This window comes from Coprococcus sp. AM100_B19A (assembly GCF_027662015.1).
Lineage (GTDB): Bacteria > Bacillota > Clostridia > Lachnospirales > Lachnospiraceae > Allocoprococcus > Allocoprococcus comes.
Map to the genome: position 1 here is coordinate 180,652 of NZ_JAQDKN010000006.1, position 17,343 is coordinate 197,994.

The 17,343-nt window shown below is 41.2% G+C and carries 21 protein-coding genes; 8 read left to right on the forward strand and 13 right to left on the reverse strand.

What is annotated here, in order from left to right:
• Window positions 1–34: 34 nt before the first annotated feature.
• Genes PGQ33_RS08235 through PGQ33_RS08255 form a run of 5 tightly spaced genes read right to left on the reverse strand, consistent with a single transcriptional unit; the run spans window position 35 to window position 4,513 of the window.
• Entirely contained in the window at window positions 35–793 is a 759-nt protein-coding gene (locus PGQ33_RS08235; RefSeq protein ID WP_055249387.1) for an amino acid ABC transporter ATP-binding protein, read from the reverse strand.
• A 3-nt stretch (window positions 794–796) separates the two neighbouring features.
• Window positions 797–1,540 carry an amino acid ABC transporter permease gene (locus tag PGQ33_RS08240; protein WP_055158585.1) on the reverse strand — a complete coding sequence of 248 codons (744 nt, stop codon included), beginning with the start codon at window positions 1,538–1,540 and terminating at the stop codon, window positions 797–799.
• Window positions 1,540–2,403: a transporter substrate-binding domain-containing protein gene (locus tag PGQ33_RS08245; protein WP_117835104.1), complete on the reverse strand. Its 864-nt coding sequence runs from the start codon at window positions 2,401–2,403 to the stop codon at window positions 1,540–1,542. Before PGQ33_RS08245 ends, PGQ33_RS08240 begins: the two co-directional genes overlap by 1 nt.
• 25 nt (window positions 2,404–2,428) lie before the next feature.
• Window positions 2,429–3,466, reverse strand: a complete 1,038-nt coding sequence (locus tag PGQ33_RS08250) for a glutathione S-transferase C-terminal domain-containing protein (RefSeq protein WP_270205587.1) — start codon at window positions 3,464–3,466, stop codon at window positions 2,429–2,431.
• A gap of 12 nt (window positions 3,467–3,478) precedes the next feature.
• The gene (locus tag PGQ33_RS08255; RefSeq protein WP_117835106.1) at window positions 3,479–4,513 is read right to left on the reverse strand and encodes a glutathione S-transferase C-terminal domain-containing protein; all 1,035 of its coding nucleotides are present in this window, start codon (window positions 4,511–4,513) and stop codon (window positions 3,479–3,481) included.
• Window positions 4,514–4,749: 236 nt separating this feature from the next.
• Between PGQ33_RS08255 and PGQ33_RS08260 the strand changes: the two genes are divergently transcribed.
• The gene (locus PGQ33_RS08260) at window positions 4,750–5,157 is read left to right on the forward strand and encodes an RrF2 family transcriptional regulator (RefSeq protein WP_055158591.1); all 408 of its coding nucleotides are present in this window, start codon (window positions 4,750–4,752) and stop codon (window positions 5,155–5,157) included.
• 11 nt (window positions 5,158–5,168) lie between these two features.
• Window positions 5,169–5,657 carry a GAF domain-containing protein gene (locus tag PGQ33_RS08265; RefSeq protein WP_055158593.1) on the forward strand — a complete coding sequence of 163 codons (489 nt, stop codon included), beginning with the start codon at window positions 5,169–5,171 and terminating at the stop codon, window positions 5,655–5,657.
• 24 nt (window positions 5,658–5,681) lie between these two features.
• Here PGQ33_RS08265 and PGQ33_RS08270 read toward each other — a convergent pair whose 3' ends face one another.
• Window positions 5,682–5,882: a hypothetical protein gene (locus tag PGQ33_RS08270; RefSeq protein WP_270205588.1), complete on the reverse strand. Its 201-nt coding sequence runs from the start codon at window positions 5,880–5,882 to the stop codon at window positions 5,682–5,684.
• Between the two features lie 68 nt (window positions 5,883–5,950).
• Between PGQ33_RS08270 and PGQ33_RS08275 the strand changes: the two genes are divergently transcribed.
• Window positions 5,951–7,159 (forward strand): MYG1 family protein, encoded by a 1,209-nt coding sequence (locus PGQ33_RS08275; RefSeq protein ID WP_195479647.1) that lies wholly within the window; start codon window positions 5,951–5,953, stop codon window positions 7,157–7,159.
• Window positions 7,160–7,239: 80 nt separating this feature from the next.
• Here the strand turns inward: PGQ33_RS08275 and PGQ33_RS08280 are convergent, their stop codons facing one another.
• The 7 genes from PGQ33_RS08280 to PGQ33_RS08310 all read right to left on the reverse strand — a co-directional run bounded on the left by PGQ33_RS08280 (window position 7,240) and on the right by PGQ33_RS08310 (window position 13,339).
• Entirely contained in the window at window positions 7,240–8,238 is a 999-nt protein-coding gene (locus PGQ33_RS08280; RefSeq protein WP_117835110.1) for an aromatic acid exporter family protein, read from the reverse strand.
• Window positions 8,239–8,326: 88 nt separating this feature from the next.
• Window positions 8,327–8,524, reverse strand: a complete 198-nt coding sequence (locus PGQ33_RS08285) for a hypothetical protein (protein WP_118198904.1) — start codon at window positions 8,522–8,524, stop codon at window positions 8,327–8,329.
• Window positions 8,525–9,066: 542 nt separating this feature from the next.
• Window positions 9,067–9,975: a radical SAM mobile pair protein B gene (locus tag PGQ33_RS08290; protein WP_117835112.1), complete on the reverse strand. Its 909-nt coding sequence runs from the start codon at window positions 9,973–9,975 to the stop codon at window positions 9,067–9,069.
• Window positions 9,963–10,652 (reverse strand): radical SAM mobile pair protein A, encoded by a 690-nt coding sequence (locus PGQ33_RS08295; protein ID WP_270205589.1) that lies wholly within the window; start codon window positions 10,650–10,652, stop codon window positions 9,963–9,965. Before PGQ33_RS08295 ends, PGQ33_RS08290 begins: the two co-directional genes overlap by 13 nt.
• On the reverse strand, window positions 10,649–11,086 hold the full coding sequence (locus tag PGQ33_RS08300) for a radical SAM mobile pair system MarR family transcriptional regulator (RefSeq protein WP_004844961.1): 438 nt from the start codon (window positions 11,084–11,086) through the stop codon (window positions 10,649–10,651). The genes PGQ33_RS08295 and PGQ33_RS08300 overlap by 4 nt, the downstream gene beginning before the upstream one ends.
• Before the next feature lie 241 nt (window positions 11,087–11,327).
• The gene (locus tag PGQ33_RS08305; protein ID WP_005608354.1) at window positions 11,328–12,623 is read right to left on the reverse strand and encodes a tyrosine-type recombinase/integrase; all 1,296 of its coding nucleotides are present in this window, start codon (window positions 12,621–12,623) and stop codon (window positions 11,328–11,330) included.
• 86 nt (window positions 12,624–12,709) lie between these two features.
• Window positions 12,710–13,339, reverse strand: coding sequence for a helix-turn-helix domain-containing protein (locus PGQ33_RS08310; RefSeq protein ID WP_005608353.1), 630 nt, complete (start codon window positions 13,337–13,339; stop codon window positions 12,710–12,712).
• A 171-nt stretch (window positions 13,340–13,510) separates the two neighbouring features.
• On the opposite strand from PGQ33_RS08310, the gene PGQ33_RS08315 reads away from it, so the two are divergent.
• The 5 genes from PGQ33_RS08315 (at window position 13,511) to mdcF (ending at window position 17,328) form a co-directional block, all read left to right on the forward strand.
• Entirely contained in the window at window positions 13,511–13,741 is a 231-nt protein-coding gene (locus PGQ33_RS08315) for a helix-turn-helix domain-containing protein (RefSeq protein WP_004843519.1), read from the forward strand.
• A gap of 140 nt (window positions 13,742–13,881) precedes the next feature.
• Window positions 13,882–14,196, forward strand: a complete 315-nt coding sequence (locus PGQ33_RS08320) for a hypothetical protein (protein ID WP_005608351.1) — start codon at window positions 13,882–13,884, stop codon at window positions 14,194–14,196.
• 329 nt (window positions 14,197–14,525) lie between these two features.
• Complete coding sequence (locus tag PGQ33_RS08325) at window positions 14,526–16,247, forward strand: MobA/MobL family protein (protein WP_270205590.1); 1,722 nt, start codon at window positions 14,526–14,528, stop codon at window positions 16,245–16,247.
• The gene (locus PGQ33_RS08330; RefSeq protein WP_005608347.1) at window positions 16,186–16,920 is read left to right on the forward strand and encodes a DUF6040 family protein; all 735 of its coding nucleotides are present in this window, start codon (window positions 16,186–16,188) and stop codon (window positions 16,918–16,920) included. The genes PGQ33_RS08325 and PGQ33_RS08330 overlap by 62 nt, the downstream gene beginning before the upstream one ends.
• Before the next feature lie 63 nt (window positions 16,921–16,983).
• Complete coding sequence (gene mdcF / locus PGQ33_RS08335; RefSeq protein WP_008402210.1) at window positions 16,984–17,328, forward strand: broad-spectrum bacteriocin mediterrocin MdcF; 345 nt, start codon at window positions 16,984–16,986, stop codon at window positions 17,326–17,328.
• Window positions 17,329–17,343 lie beyond the last annotated feature (15 nt).

Consider the following 17,343-nt stretch of genomic DNA (forward strand, 5'->3'; position numbering starts at 1 on the left):
ATCGACTGATCCCTCAACCGATTTTGTTTTTCTCTTAAATTGAATAATCCGGTTCTTCCATCCGGTTGATCTTTGTAAAGAACTCTTTGACACGTTCGTTCTTTGGATTTCCAAACACTTCTCTCGGCGTTCCGTCTTCCAGGATCTTTCCTCCGTCCAGGAAGATCACTCTGGTTGCAACGTTTCGTACAAAGCTCATCTCATGAGACACCAGAAGCATTGTATATCCTTCATTTGCCGCTTTTTTGATCGTATCCAGAACTTCTCCGACAAGCTCCGGATCCAGTGCAGATGTCGGCTCATCCAGAAGCAAAAGCTTTGGCTCCATCGCAAGTGCTCTTGCGATTGCAACCCTCTGCTGCTGACCACCTGACATATGTCTCGGATAATGGTTTGCGTGATCCAGAAGACCTACATTTTTAAGCTGCTCTCTCGCAATCCTTTCTGCTTCCTCTTTTTTCATCTTCTTTACCACGATCAGCCCCTCCATTACATTCTGAAGCGCTGTCTTCTTTGAAAAAAGATTGAAATTCTGAAAAACCATGCCGGTCTTTTTCCGAAGCTCTGTCAAATCTTTGCCATGAATATGTGCAAGATCCTGTGTCTCACCGTCAATCGTTATGGTTCCGGTTTCCGGTTTTTCCAGTCTGTCCACACATCTTAAAAATGTGGATTTTCCTGTTCCAGAAGGTCCGATGATCGCTACGACATCTCCCTGATTGATGGTAAGGTCGATCCCATCAAGAACCTTATTATTTTTAAATGTTTTTGATATATTTTTGATTTCGATCATACCTTATTCCACCTCTGTATCTCTGATATCTAAAAGTGCCGGTGCATCTTCCGGTACCCGGAGCTTTTTCTCAAGATAGCTGATCACTCTCTCAAGTACGAAAGTAATTACCCAGTAAATAATTGCCAGTGAGATATACACTTCAAAATAACGGTAATTTCTTCCCGCAAGAATCTTTCCTTCTGCGGTCATCTCCACTACGGAACAGACAAATGCAAGAGAAGTTCCTTTGATCAGTCCGATAAATGCATTTCCAAGGGATGGGAGTGCTACCACGGTTGCCTCCGGAAGGATGATCCTTATCAATGCCTGGAAATAATTCATTCCTAAAGCGCTTGCTGCCTCAACCTGTCCTTTATCTACTGATTCAAGAGAGGCACGGATGATCTCTGCGTTAAATGCAGATTCATTGAGTGCCAGAGCAACGAATGCATATACGATTGGTGCGACTCCATTGACATTGTAGTTGGTTCCACATTTAAAATTGATATATTTCAGGAGCATCGGAATACCGAAATAAGTCACATATAACTGAACCAGGATCGGCGTTCCGCGGATAACCGAGATATAGATACTTACCAGCTGTTTCAGTACCGGTACCTTTTTAATCTTCACAAGTGCAAGGAGCAGTCCCAGGATGAGACTGGCGATCATTGCTGTGACAGCCAGTTCCATTGTGACCGGAAGATATTTTAAAAGTAGCGGTATCTGTGTAAATACCAGTTTTCCATCAAATAATTTACCCATTAGTTAATCGTCTCCTCGAACTTATCATCCTCCGGTGCGGCATCCTGACCATACCATTTTTTACTGATCTCAGTCAGGGTTCCGTCTTCCTTCAGCTCCTTCAGCGCTTTGTCTACCTGTTCTCTTAAATCTTTCTGATCCTGTGGGAAAATATAATATGCATAAGAGTTTTCTGCAATCATTTTTGCTTCATCTTCCGGAATATCATTTTTCTGCACATCATAGTTAAATTCTTCCATGTAAGAGTTGTACATTGCCAGATCGATGATCGTAAAATCCTGCGATCCGTCTGCTACATGCTGTAAAAATACAGATGTATCTGCATCCGAGTAAGTAATATTGATCGCTTTATCCGGATTCTTTTCATTCCATGCTTCTACTGCATTGGATACGCTGATTCCTGTACCACCTTCAAAAGAAAGTCCTGCTGCATCTTCAAATGATTTGATCTCTTTTCCACCTTTCTTTGTTACGAATACATAGCTGATCTTGTCATATGGATAAGAGTAAAGATAACTTGCTCCACGGTCTTCGTTGTAAGAGAAGTTGTTAACTCCGATCTGATAATTTCCACTGTTCAGTCCGGAAAGTACAGATCCAAAATCAGTCACTTCATATTCCAGTTCATAATCCGGAAGTTTATCAAAAACTGCATTCAGTACATCCACATCGTATCCTGCCGGCTTGCCATCATCGCCTACATAGACATATGGTTTTGCGTTTGCTCCGGTTGCTGCTTTGATTACTGTCTTTCCACTGTCTGAAGAGCTGTCCTTTGAAGCGCTTCCTGAAGAAGATCCGCATCCTGTAGCCAGGACTCCTGCTGCCAGTGTAACTGCTAAAATGCTTGCCAACTTTTTCATAATATTTTTCCTCGTCTTTCGTCTGTTATTTTTCTGCTTTAAATTTGTGTGCCGGATCTTTACTGAGTGATTCTCTTCCTGTCGGTGTCTTCCAGATAGTATCCCAGTCTGTTTCCTGCACCACGATATCATAGTATGTATTTTCCCAATACTCTTCATCTGCTTCATTCAGATCGACAGATGCCGCAAAATCCTTAAAATATGTGTTATGTCTGAATGCCGGGATCTGATACAGATCTCTTGCATATCCCCACAGATTCGGGTAATCTACCAGACGGTGTTTGCAAGGTCCGATATTTCTTGAATAAGACACATCCAGTCTTGCGATGGTTGTATAAAGACGGATATCACTGTCTGTCACATAATCTCCGAATAAGAATCTCTTGTCTGCAAGTCTTTCCTCCATTGCATCAAGCCCTGCGAAAAATGTCTCATATCCATCGGCAAATGCCTGTAAGGATTCAGCGAACTGCGCTCGATAAACAGCGTTGTTTACATTTTCAAAGAGCCATTTGTTCAGCTTATCGATCTCCGGTCTTAATTCTTCCGGGTAAAGATCCGGCGCTCCCTTTTTGTGGAATGGTCTGAACGCTGTTTCCAGATGATTTGTAAGCCAGTGGTAATCATTATTTACCACTTTCTTTGTCTTATAATCTACAAATGCCGGAACGGTTGTACGTCCTGTGTATTCTTCATCCGCATTGTAGTAAAGCTCACTTAAGAACTGTGCGCCCGTTTCCGGATTGATATGATCCGGGGAATTTACAAATTCCCATCCAAGATTCTCTTCCTGGTCTGTCCAGTCTACGATCTCAACTTTCACTGCATCCTCAAGTCCGAGAAGCTCTCTTGCGATCGCTGCCCGATTGGACCAGTTGCATCCTTTTGCCCAGAAAAGAATATATCTGTCTTTTTCTACCGGATTTTTCCCTTCTCCAAAACCTTCCGTGAAGCGGTTTGGCTGACGATGGAAATTTCCATATTCATCAATTTCCTGTGCAGTTTCTCTCGGTCTTACTCTGATCTGTCTTCCATTTACATCTACATATTCAAAATCTGCCATAATTCGTTCCTCCTACTGTTCTTCTGCCTTAAATTTATTGCCCGGATCGCTGCTTAAATGTGCACGGTCATGCGGTGCACCCCAGTATGCATCAAAATTAATCTCATCCAGAAATCTTGCATTGAAAGATTCAAAAAATAATGCGCCGACCTTCTTGTTGTTTGGATTTGCGAAATCCTTAAAGTAGGTGTTATTTCTGAATGCCGGAATCTGATACAGGTCTCTTGCATATCCCCACAGATTCGGATAATCGATCAGGCGGTGTTTGGTATGTCCAAGCTGCCAGGTGTAACGAATATCCAGTCTCGCCAGCGTCACATACAGTCTCACATCACTGTCTGTCACATAATCTCCAAAGAGAAATCTCTGATTTTCCAGACGTTTTTCCAGAATATCCATTGCTGCATAAAAAGAATTATAGGCATCCCAGTAAGCTTCCTTTGATCTTGCAAAGGTTGCTTTATAAACTCCATTATTAATGTTATCAAAGAGCCATTCATTCATCTCATCGATATCTTTTCTGAGTTCTTCCGGATAAAGATCCGGTGCTCCTTTTTTGTGGAACGGTTTAAAATCTACTTCAAAATAATTGGTAAGCCAGGTGTAATCGTTATTTACAACTTTTCCTGTCTTTGTATCGATCAGAGCCGGTACCGTTGTTCTTCCTGTGTAATCATCATCAGCTTTGTAATAAGCTTCACTTAAGAACTGGATTCCAAGGACCGGATCGATATGTTCTTTGTCGTATACGAATTCCCATCCAAGATTCTTCTCATGCTTTGCATGATCAACCATATTGACACTGATTGCATCTTCCAGTCCAAGAAGTTCTCTTACGATCGAAGCTCTGTTAGACCAGTGGCAAAGCTTTGCCCATACCAGATGGTATCTGCCTTTTTCTACCGGATTTTTTCCTTCTCCAAATCCTTCTGTAAAATGATTTGGCTGGCGGACAAAATATCCATTCTCATCTATCTCCGATACAACTTCCTGCGGACGTACACGGATCTTTCTTCCATTTACTACTTCATAATCAAATTCTGCCATTATTTCTTCCTCCGTTCATATTTATCAGTACTGGTTATTTTGTATAACCTTTATTTCCTATCAATTTAGTTGGTATAATATCATCTATTACCTACTAAGTCAATAGGTTATTTTATTTTTTTGTTTTTTTCTTGAAACACATATAACCCTACGGTATAATAGGTAAAAAAGCACCAGGGTTCATAAACTCTCTGGTGCTGCTATTGTACATATAAAAAAATGGGGGAAAACTAATTATGATTTCTACAAAAGGACGTTACGCACTTCGCGTGATGATTGATCTCGCCCAGCATAAGGACGAAGAATATGTTCCGCTTAACGAGATCGCAATCCGCCAGGAAATTTCCGAAAAATACCTGGAAATTGTCCTGAAAATTCTTGTAAAGAAGAAACTCTTAAAAGGACGCCGTGGCAAAGGGGGCGGATACCAGCTTACCAGGGAACCTTCTGAATACACTATCGGCGAGATTCTTGAACTTGCGGAAGGCAATCTTGCTACAGTCGCCTGCCTGGTTCCAGGTGCCGAGGTCTGCAGCCGTGAAGAGCAGTGCATTACGCTTCCTTTGTGGAAGAAATTTGATGGAATGGTACATGATTTCTTCTACGAGATTACATTGGAAGATGTGTTAAACGGAAATATTTAAGGAGATTTTTTATGAATACTTCGAATTTTGAATGGCCAGTTGATAAAAAGCCACTGTATTCCCTGCTTTCAATCCGCCTCCGCGGTCTGATTGACGGAATCCCTCACCAGATCTCAAATCTGGCAAATGCATCGGCCCTTCTCGGTGATGCGCTTCTGAACATCAACTGGGTTGGTTTTTATCTGATGAGAGAAGGCAGGCTCGTCCTTGGTCCTTTCCAGGGCAAACCTGCCTGTATTGAAATTGAAATCGGTAAAGGTGTCTGCGGAACCGCTGTGGCAAACGATCAGGTTATGCTGGTAAAGGATGTCCACCAGTTCCCGGGACATATCGCCTGCGACAGCGCCTCTAATTCCGAGATCGTGATTCCGCTTCATAAAGGAAATGAAATCGTTGGCGTTCTGGATATCGACAGCCCTGTTCTCGCCCGTTTTGATGAAGAAGATCAGGAAGGGCTGGAACACTTTGTCAGAATCCTGGAATCTATTTTTGACAGATAAGCTGTTCTTCCAGATAGCTTACAATCACCTCAGCTGCATATCCATGTGACTTTTCCCCCGGATGCCGGAGAGAACCCACTTTTCCTCCGGCGTATCCGGGAGTTCTAAAAATCCATAAATCTTTTCATAGCGTGATGGCACATTATGATCCGGATTATTATCACATCCTGACAAAACTCCCCATCCTCTCTGCGAAACAGCCCGGAATTCTACTATTTTCCACACTTGACATTTTCCTTTTCTGCTTATACATTATTACATTAGCAAAACTATTTTTATTTGGAGAGATTAAGATGAATGAATTATTAAAAAAGATCCGCCTAAAAGATGCTTCCGCATTTACACATAGTGGAAAATTCCACGCAGATGATGTATTTTCCTCTGCATTGTTATTATATTTAAATCCGGAAATTACAATCCTTCGTGGTAATAAAGTACCCGAAGACTTTGACGGCATCATATTCGACATTGGGCGCGGCAGATATGACCATCACCAGAAAGACAGCCGCATCCGTGAAAATGGCATCCCTTACGCGGCATTCGGCCTTCTCTGGGAAGAACTTGGTACCGAAATCCTGGGGGAAGAGCTTGCTGCTAAGTTTGACGAAGCTTTTGTCCAGCCACTGGATAATAATGATAATACCGGTGAAAAAAATGAACTGGCTTCACTGATTGGAAGCTTCAATCCTTCCTGGGACGAAGATGGCGGAACCGATGAAGCCTTTTTCCGTGCAGTCAGTGTTGCCGGAATGATCCTTGACAATAAATTTGCCCGTTACCTTGGAAATGAACGTGCTGACAAGCGGATCGAAGAAATTCTCGAAACACAAAATCCTGAAGCTGATTCCCGTATTCTGGTCCTTCCTGAATTCATTCCATGCCAGAAACGTCTTTCCGAAACAGATATCGCTTTCGTTATTTTTCCATCCAACCGCGGTGGTTACTGTATCCAGCCTCAGAAAAAAGAATATTCCCTGAATTATAAATGCAGTTTTCCATCTGAATGGCTCGGTCTGGAAAATGAAGAACTCCAGAAAGAAACCGGTCTTTCGAGTGCTTCTTTCTGTCACAAGGGCGGCTTTTTAATGACTACAGCTACTTTAGAAGATGCACGAAAAGCATGTCAGATCAGTCTGGATACCTTTACTGACGAGATTACCCTTGTAAATCTCAGTTCCGACACTTCTACAAACACACTTTTAATGAAGCTGCCAGAACTCACGCATGTAAAAATTATCCACAAACCTCTGCCTGATCTCCCTGCTTTAGATATCAATGGAATTTATGCTGAGGTAGAAATGGAAAAAACAGAGTGGAAAAAATATATCAAAGATCTGGTAAAAGATATGCTGAAAACGAAACCGGAAGCTGTCTATGTCGATGGAGATATGTTTTCTCTTTACCCGGTCGTGCATCAGCTTCGCAAAAAGCATATCCCGGTTCTTACTTCTGTTACAAAAGACGGTGAAAAACTTATTATCCGTATCCCATCCGGTTCCTGATTTTTTATTATCAGGAATTTGATGATCTGAAAGTGTCAAAAAGAATGTGCCATAACACATTCTTTTTGACAAATGAGAGCTTAATTATCCCAGTATAATTTTCGCTTTTTATCATCCAGCCCATCCACAAACCTTCTTTTGAATACAAGGAATTCTTCCAGATCCATCAGGATATGGTACAGCATCGCACGGCTCTCAAATTCCTCTCTGGTCTTTGGAAGTGAATTGTTCCTGATAATCGCAAAAAGTTCATGTAGTTCATCCAACTGAGCTGTCGGAACTGTATGTTCCTTCACACATACCAGCATATCAAACACATAACTCGAAATGATCATTGCCTCATCTGGCATATGTCTGATTTTCTTCATCTCATAATGTAAGTTATGGATCACGTTGCACTGCTTCATACGCATTTCAAAATAATCGATATAGTATCCCGGATGTGACTGAAACGTATTATCCTGATATTCATAGGCATCCTGGATAAAGCCCTGAACCTCTTTTTCCAACGCACAGATATCATCCCATACATTTCTCTGCATTTCCTTATTCGCCAGATATGCCGAGATCTCTCCAAGTATCATCTGCAGACGTTCTTCCGTATATCGCATATTTTCGACCAACGCCTTGCGCTGACTTCCATAATCATAAAACAAGTTCAGGACCAGTGCCATCGTAATTCCGATCAATACCAGCATAAATTCATTTGCAATAAAATCAACTTCAAAATCTCTGACTTCCAGAAAATGCATTCCGATCAGTGCATTTACAGAAATCGTCGCTCCCCATCCGATCATCTCTGAGATAATAACCACAAAAAAAACATAAATACCATATGCCATCCATTCTGATTCTACTGCCGAGAATATAATAAGCGCCATAAGTACTGAAATTATAAATGTTACAACCCTCGCTACCGATAATTTGACAGTTTTCCACTTTGTAGTCACCATCGTAAGAAGTGCAACACTCCCTGCCGCCAGTGAATACTTCAGTCCAAACAGATTGGCTATGTAAATCGCCAGACTGCTTCCTATCGCAATTTTTAGTGCCTGCATCCCAATCTTTTTACTTTTCATTGTTCCTCCTGAAATTTCATGCGTATATCCCCATAAATTCTGTACACTTGATTTTGTATCCATATTTATGATACCGAGAGCAGGATAACTATGTCAAATATTTTCTTACTTCTATCATACCTGCTCCACTCCAAAAATAATTTTGAATTGTATTTTCGATTTTTTCAATAAGCTCTGGATTATCTTCACCATCAACCATACCGTCAAAAATCATGAGTACTTTTTCGTTTTTCACATCATAATAGTATTGTGTATCATTAGCTGTGTTCCTTTTTTCGTCTGCCACTTTGATGCATACACAGTCATATATAATGCATTCGGAACCGACTGATCATAGCTGAACCATACACATCCATGTCACGCTCATATTACAAATATCCAAAATAATCCCTGTAATCATTATTATACCGATTAACAGACTAATAAACCACCTTTTTTTATCTTTACTCTCCTATAATGGTCTCATAAATTTAGACACTTTTTCGGACAGATTATAATAAATCTGATATACTAAAATCAGTATGGAAGAAAGAATTTTTGAATAATGCAGCCGTTGTATTCGACGATAAGCGTGAAGAAAATCTCAAAGAAAAACTCGCCGAAGAACGAAAAGAAAAAGCTGCATATACTCTGTATTGGGAGAGACAAAATCGGACATGATTTTAGAAATTTTTTGAAATTATTTTTTGAAGTGCAAAAAGACATAAAAAAATGCCAGGATTTCTCCTGACACCATAGTGACTGAACCAATATTCATGAGCTTTCATTTTACCATCTCCCCTTATTTATTTAAATATGCAACTTTTGATGAAATATACAAACTTGAAGTTAGCGATTTCTTTTTCCGGTATTCTCTGTCCCACGGATTTCCTCATGATAGAAATAATCTACGATCACCGGATGTCCCTGCGGGACTCTGCCATAAGGCATTTCATTATCCACAAAGGCACAATCATACTTCTTAGCCATTTTCTCAGCTTTTACTTCAAGTGCTTCAAAGTAGCTGCGGTTATGCTTGTTATAGATCTCGTCGTAAAGTGGTACAAGATCAGGATATTTTCCGGCGATATAATCCATAATTGTCTTTTTGAAACCGCCTCGAAGATTGAGATTTTCGAGCCAGAACAGATCGCACTGATCCTTTACCCGCTCAAAGATTGCTTCAAAATCCGTGATACCGGGGAATACCGGGGATACGAAACAGACTGTACGGATACCTGCTTCATATACCTGCTTCATAGCAGAGATACGGTGCTCAATGCTCGAAGCAGAATCCATATCGTTCTTGAAATTTTCATCTAATGTGTTGATCGACCATGAAACGGTTACATGTCCAAGCTTCTTCAGCAGATCAATATCCCGTACCACAAGATCCGACTTTGTGCAGATCAGAATATCTGCGTCACTGCCGATCAGCTGTTCCAGAAGTTTTCTGGTATTCCCGAATTGCTCCTCCTGTGGATTGTAGCCATCTGTCACAGAACCGATGACCACCCGCTGTCCGGCATATTTCTTCGGATTTTTAATTTCCGGCCAATGCTTCACATCAAGGAAAGTACCCCATTCCTCCTTGTGCCCGGTAAAGCGCTTCATAAAAGAAGCATAGCAATACTTGCAGGCATGTGTACAGCCCACATAGGGATTGACCGAGTAACCGCCTACCGGCAGACTAGACTTAGTCATGATGTTCTTTGTTTCCACCTCACGAATGAGGATTCCATTTATTACTTCTTCCATGATTTCTGTACCTCTAACACTTTATTAAATTCTTCCGGCATTTCCTGAATCATATTTTCATCCCCTATGATAGGGACAAGGTCTTCCTTCATAAACACCGGAATGCCGAGCTTATGTGCCTGGTCCGTCAGAGACCATGCCCATTCCGGCTCCGTATGAATCTTCCTGTTCTGAGCTCCGGTCATGGTGCCCACAACGATCCAATTGATTCCGGAAAGGTCAACTGTGCCGGGATCGTCGAATAACGGCTCAAAGGTAACATGGTAATGTTTTGCTCTGACGTTTTTCCGAAGGGCATCGATACGCCACAGTTCTGCTTTCCTCGTCACCGTAACGCCAAACCATGCGTTTTCCAGATCGGTATCAAAATCCAGCAAATCAGGTCGCTTGGTAAGGAACAGGAACTGATGCTGTGGATTTTCACGGATCTTTGCAAATACCTCGTCTCTCCATTCCGGCTTCCATCCGGAGAGATCGCTCATCCCAGTAAGAAGAAAGTTCTGCGGACGTTTCTTTTCCATCATCTTGAGCTTACCCGGAAAGAATTCAGGGTCAGCGAAGTCATCAATCACATGCCAGCGTTTCACGTTGTTGCGGGCATAGCAATATGTACACCCCACTGTGCAGCCAATGACGATATTCATGTTCTGAATCTGATCTTTGATACAAATACTCATGACTTCTGCCACTCCTCAAGATTCTTTCTGATGCGGTCGAGGCATTCCTCAAACCGGGTAATTTCTTCCTCTGAAAAACCTTTGTAGTAAATACTGCCCATCTCATCAGATACAGAATCGTACTCGCCCTTTAAGGCATGTGCTTTCTCAGTCAGAAACAGGAGCGTTTTCCTTTTGTCCGTTTCAGACTGAACACGGCTTATCAGCCCTTGATTTTCCATTCTTTCCAGCATCGTAGTAAGAGATGTTATCGCTAATCCGCATTTAGTCGAGAGTGACCTGATTGAAATACCATCCTTCTGCCACAGCACATAAAGAATACGCCCTTGGGCTCCATTAAACGCATCAATATTCTTTTCACTGAGAATCTTCTCGAAAATCCGGTCTCCAAGCTGTTTTATTTTGGTAACAAGAAATCCTCCATTCATTTCCATACAAAAGCTCCTATATAGTAGTTTATTAAAACATACTATATAGGAGCTTTATTGTCAACAGTTTATATGTCTTAATAGGTAAATTCCGTTTTTTTCAATTCTCCAAACTGGAATTTATATAATTATTCCTCTAACTTTCCCCATTTTATAGGCTTTCCCGCCTGTCCATTAGTGAAATGATATGTAGTTTCCCTTATTTTTGCCCTTATGAGATAATCACAAGGGAAATAAGGGAAATTTTTTAGTCATTGCCCACCACTTTATCAAGAAGCCGAACTGATTTTCGTTTCGCATCTCTTGTGGAGTGAGCATAGACGTTCATTGTGGTACTGACATCTGAGTGTCCCAACAATTCCTGCACATCTTTTGGGGCAGCTCCATTTGCTAAAAGGTTGCTTGTATAGGTGTGACGTAACTGGTGGAAATGAAAGCCTTCAAATCCCTCTAATGTTTTTGCCACCTTTCTGCAAACAGTCCCCAAAGTAGTTGGAAGTTCCAAACAACCATCCGGTCTTAAACAGACGAAAGAAATTTCTTTATAATCTGTCGGGACTTCCTCTGTTCTGTCTAAACAATAATATTCGTAGTACACTCTGTTTTTCTCTTTGACCTCTTTGTAGTAGTTCGTGTGATAAAGTTCTCCGTACTGCATTCGATTTTTTAACTGCTCTTTCCGGGCATTACGGAAAATCTCTACCAGTGTATCTCCAAAATCAACAACCCTTACTTTTTTCCGCTTGGTTGGTCCGATGATATATTTGCGCTTTGAGCCATCATATCGGATGCTGCGTCTTATGGTAAGGCATTGTTCTTCCAGATTTACGTCCTGCCATGCCAAACCGCAGGCTTCTCCAATACGAAGCCCGGCATAATAGGCTATCTGGATTGGAAGTATTGCGGCTGGGTTCTTTTTTTGCAGATAAGCAAGCAATCTTTCATAATCTTCTCGTGAAATTGGTTGGACATTTCCGTCCATATCCTCATCGGAAAACAAATCCACTTCATCCGTCTGATACCGCAGTTTAATATACTGCATGGGATTGAACGTAATATACTGCTTTGGAAATACTGCAAAACGGAAGGACTGCTGCATGACTGCGGAAAAAGAATGGATATAATCTTTGCTGTAACCCTTTCTCTCTTTTCCGTCGGGATGAACTCCCCCGAAGGAAAGCAAATCGAAGAAGGATTGCAAATGTTCAGAGGTTACATTTTTCAGTTTCCGTTCTGCCAATGGGTGTTTCTTGATATTTCGGATTGTTCCGAGGTAATTCTCCACCGTACCATTGCTGAGCGTACCTGTTTTTAATTCCTCCTCTGCCCACACATCCAAAAGCTGTCCGACTGTGAGATTTTCCGCTTTGGCAACAAATTTCTTTTTCTCATAATCATCCATTGCCTGACGGAGCAGCTTTTCAGTTTCACTTTTGCTTTCTGTTCCAACGCATTCTTTCTGAACAAGATTGCCGCTTGCGTCCTCTACATAGAAGCGGTAGTACCATTTCTTTCCTTTTTTTCTTACAGATCCTTTTGCCATAATCGTATGTCTCCTTTCGATATTAGACAATCGGAACTGATGAAATGCTTCGTGCGTGTAAGTATATCATAACTCCGGTTGTCTTACTATACCGATTCGGAATCTTCGTATAAGACTTCTGATAAAAGATTTGCAAGCCTTTGTTCTGCTGTTTTTGGTTTCTTGGAATAGAGCCTTACAACGTCTGCCATCTCATTAAAAGCATTGATGGTGTGAGTGATTTCCCTTAAGAACATAATCTCATTATATTCATCATTCGATTCAAACCCTATTGTTTTGGCAATATCCGTCTGACCAGCATTCCCCTTGAAGTTTTTGCAGGCGAACTGGAAGGAATCCAAAAACAGACCATATTGTTTTAACATCAGCAGTAATAAATCTTTTGAAAAAGCATCTTCTTCTTTGGTAAGGGCAAGCGGTAACTGTTCCAGAATATCTCCCATCGCATCACGAATCTGTAACTCTCTCTTATCCGTAATGTCGGTTTCATATTCATCTGTTTCCCCTTTGAGCCATTCCACAGATACATGGAGTGCTTCCGAAAGACCTTCCAGCACCATTTTTTTCGTATTGTCAATCGAACCATTCTCATAACGCAGGATTGTAGAAGCGGTAACACCCATCTTTTCTGCGACATAAGGCTGTGTCAGATTCAATTCCAGACGGCGCTGTTTTACTCTGCTGCCTATCAGCTTGCGTAGTTCTTTATCTTTCATGCTGACTGCCTCCTTTTTCGGTATGTATGAATTATAGCATTGTTTTTCTGTAATTGCAATATGCAACTTAAAAATTATTTTTAATATTTCGTAACGCTTGACAAAAAGATATGAAAAGGATATACTTACATCACAAGAATTGCATAATGCAATTTATAAGGAGGTGATTATATGACGCAAAGAAAAATTGCATTATCCATCGAAGAAGCTGCTGACTATACGGGAATCGGCAGAAACACCTTAAGACAGCTTGTAGAATGGAAGAAACTTCCAGTATTAAAGGTTGGTCGCAAAGTCCTGATTAAAACCGATATTCTGGAAATGTTTATGGAAGCGAATGAAGGTCGTGATTTGAGGGATAGAGGAAATGTAAAAGCCGTAACAAGAACTGCGGCAAATTAAAAAGGCGGCTTCCAAAGAAACCGCCAAAGGTTCTATCAGACCGAAGCCATGATATACCTACACGCAAGAAGATTATACCATGTGCTTCTTCTGATACGCAACCGAGAACTTATGTTTGTAAAAGAAAGGGGAATGTAATCATGGCAAAATCAACAAAAAGTTATGAAGAACGAATGCTTGAAATGGAAAAGAAGGAACAGGAAAGCCTTGAAAAAGCAAAACGATATGCAGCACAGAAGAAAGAACTTCTGAAACGAAAGAAAGCCGAAGAAAGTAAAAAACGAACCCATAGGCTCTGTCAGGTTGGCGGTGCGGTGGAATCCGTTCTCGGTGCGCCTATCGAGGAAGAGGACATCCCAAAGCTGATTGGTTTTCTGAAAAAGCAGGAAGCCAATGGGAAATTTTTTTCAAAGGCAATGCAGAAAGAAACACATACCGATATGGAGGAAGTGTAATGGCGGGGGGGGGATGAGTTTTTCATTCCCTTCATTGCTTTTTCATGAAGGGCGCACTTATGGACAACCAGAGGTCGTCCCAATAAGTTTGCCACAAGTGGCAACCGGTCTTCGCTCACGCTTGCCGGGCTCGTTCCGTCGGCGGGGCTTTCAGCCAGACCTGCTCATGCCGCAGGAGGCACTCTTCGCCAGAGGGGCGCATTCCATGCAGGCTGCTATGCGCAGGGCACTCTTACGCAGAGGGCGTTCCGGCAATACTGCTTTTTCTAAAACTGAAAGCAATGTTGCCGGAAATCTATGCCGGATGTGCAGAAAGGGGGAATCCAGACATGGCGATTTTTCATTACACAATCAAAATAGTCGGACGAAGTAAAGGGAAATCTGTTATCTCCGCTTCCGCATATCTCAATGGGGATGTGATGAAAAACGAGGAAACCGGGCGAATCAGTTATTACACTTCTAAAAAAGAAGTGGTCTACACCAGTCTGATGATGTGCGAAAACGCACCTCCTGAATGGCAGATAGTACCAGAAGAAAATATAAAACGCTTTCAAAAATCTGTCCGATACAAAAGGTCAGAAGATAAAGAAGCTGCTTTAGAAAAATTTAAAATCACATTTCAGAAACAACGGTTATGGAATGAGGTATTGAAGATTGAAAAAAGTGCAGATGCCCAACTTGGCAGGTCATTTGAATTTGCCCTCCCCAAAGAATGGAGCAGACAGGAACAAATTCAATATACAACCGACTATATCCAAAAAACTTTTGTAGATAGAGGAATGTGCGCTGATTGGAGTATCCACGACAAAGGGGATGGCAACCCCCATGTCCATCTGCTTCTAACTATGCGTCCTTTTAACCCGGATCATTCTTGGGGGAAGAAAGAAGTCAAAGATTGGGATTTTGTCAGAGATAAAAGCGGAAATATCGTGATTGATGAATCCCATCCGAACTGGTGGCAGGATAAGAAAAACCCTGACCGTCATGGAATCCGTATCCCTGTATTAGATGAAAACGGAATCCAGAAGATTGGTGCAAGAAACCGCCTGCAATGGAAACGGGTACTGACCGATGCTACGGGATGGAACAATCCAAAAAACTGTGAACTGTGGCGGAGCGAGTGGGCAAAGGTGTGTAATGAACATCTGCCTTTGCATAATCAGGTCGATCACCGTTCTTACGAAAAGCAGGGAAAACTCCAGATTCCTACCATCCATGAAGGTGCTGACGCAAGAAAGATTGAACAAAAGTTTCTTGCCGGGCAGGAAATAAAAGGTTCGTGGAAAGTAGCGGAAAATCAAATCATAAAACAACAAAACACGTTATTGCAAAAGATACTGGACACCTTTGGGAAAGTATCAGGTGCATTATCATTATGGAAGGAGCGATTAAATGACATTAGAAGAAAGCCGGGAAATTATACCCTTAATGGAATCCATGATTGGGCAAATCGAAGAACAGCAGACCTTAATGGCAGAAATGCTTCTGGAAATGCAGAACCGGGACACCCAACTCTCTCTTATGCAGGAACAGAATCAGAAATTGCAAAAATTAAACAGCGAGTTATCCGAGCTGCTCAACATTTTGCCAAATACCGAGGAACTACTTTCCAAGATGGAAGAACAGAAAACGAAGATAGAACTTTTGGAAAACGAAAATCAGCAATGGCAGATATTGGCACAGAAGCTGAACAGCGAAAACAGTTTATTACTGAAACAGAACACCGAATTGCTGAACTGGAACAGCAGGTAGAGAAAGGACGTGATATAGATGAACGAATCCAGAGAATTAAAGAACGCCGAACAGTTGGAAGAACTTCTGCTCTTGACCGAGGAGATACAAGAAGAGTTGGAACAGAAAGACCAGCTTATCGTGGAACTGAAGACGCAGCTCAACGAATCTCTGACCTTGAACGAGAAATTAAACAAAGAGAACAGAGCCGGGAATATTCAAGCATTAAAGAACGACTTGAAGCTGGCAGACAGAGCATTGCGGAGCGAGAAAGAGAAGCTGCGAAGCGCAAACGTCACGATAGAGGAATGTCAAGATAAAATACGATGCTTAACACAACAACGGGATTATGCCCGGACACATCAGAAAATCGTAGAGATACCGGTAGAAAAGCCGGTACTCTATAAAAAATGCGAAGCCTGTGACCGGACAGCCTATCAGAATGCAAAAGCAAGATACGAAACACAAAAAGAGCAACTTGCAGGACAATATAAAGCAAAAACGGTAATGTTCCAAACAACCTTGTTCCTTCTTGCATGGTATTCGCTGACAACCACTCTTTTTCAGGCAGTACAGTCAGATGTGTTCCTTTCCGATTGCAAATCATTCTTCCATGATGCAGCATCATTCATACAAACTTTTATCGGTTGGACGATTGATGCCGGGCAATCTGTGGCACAAATCAGCACAAAAATTCCAAATGAGATTATAGCCGGAATCATATATTGGTTATTGATGATATTGGTTGTTGGAATATGTGTGGCAGGGACAGGGATACTGGCAATACTGATAGAAATAAAGGTTATAGAATTATATAAGAAAAACTGTTGGGATGTTATTACCCTACTGATGATACTGACAAGTGCGGCTGTCATCATTTATTTTGGAGAAGTAATTAAAAAAGCATTATCAATAAATCTGTTGTTCTTTTGGTTAATTTTACAAGGAATATATCTTACAATTCGACGCTATATAAGTCAAGATACTGATTGACTTGATACAAAATATTTGATAAAATATAAATAGAAATACAGCAGATCAAAGGAGGTAAAACTTATGAGAGCAAAGAAAGTGATTGTAGGGGTAGCTATTAGTGCAATGTTAATTTCTTCATCAATTCCAGTAATGGCATTTTCTGTTACAAACGGGAATAAGACATTTGATAAAAAGTGGGAATTGAGCACTACATCTGATGACGGAAAAGGTGTTTTGACTTATGGTTATAATACTCTTGCTATTAATGAAGATTATGCACACGCATATCATTCAACTAAAGATCATTACGCATATGTCAAGAATGGAAATGGTTCTTTTTCGGGTTCAAATGTTGGTAAAGGTAATTGGTCTAAAATTGAGGTTGCTCATAAAGGAAATAGTATTACCTACGGTAATAGCTACTAAACAAAGGTTCGGGAT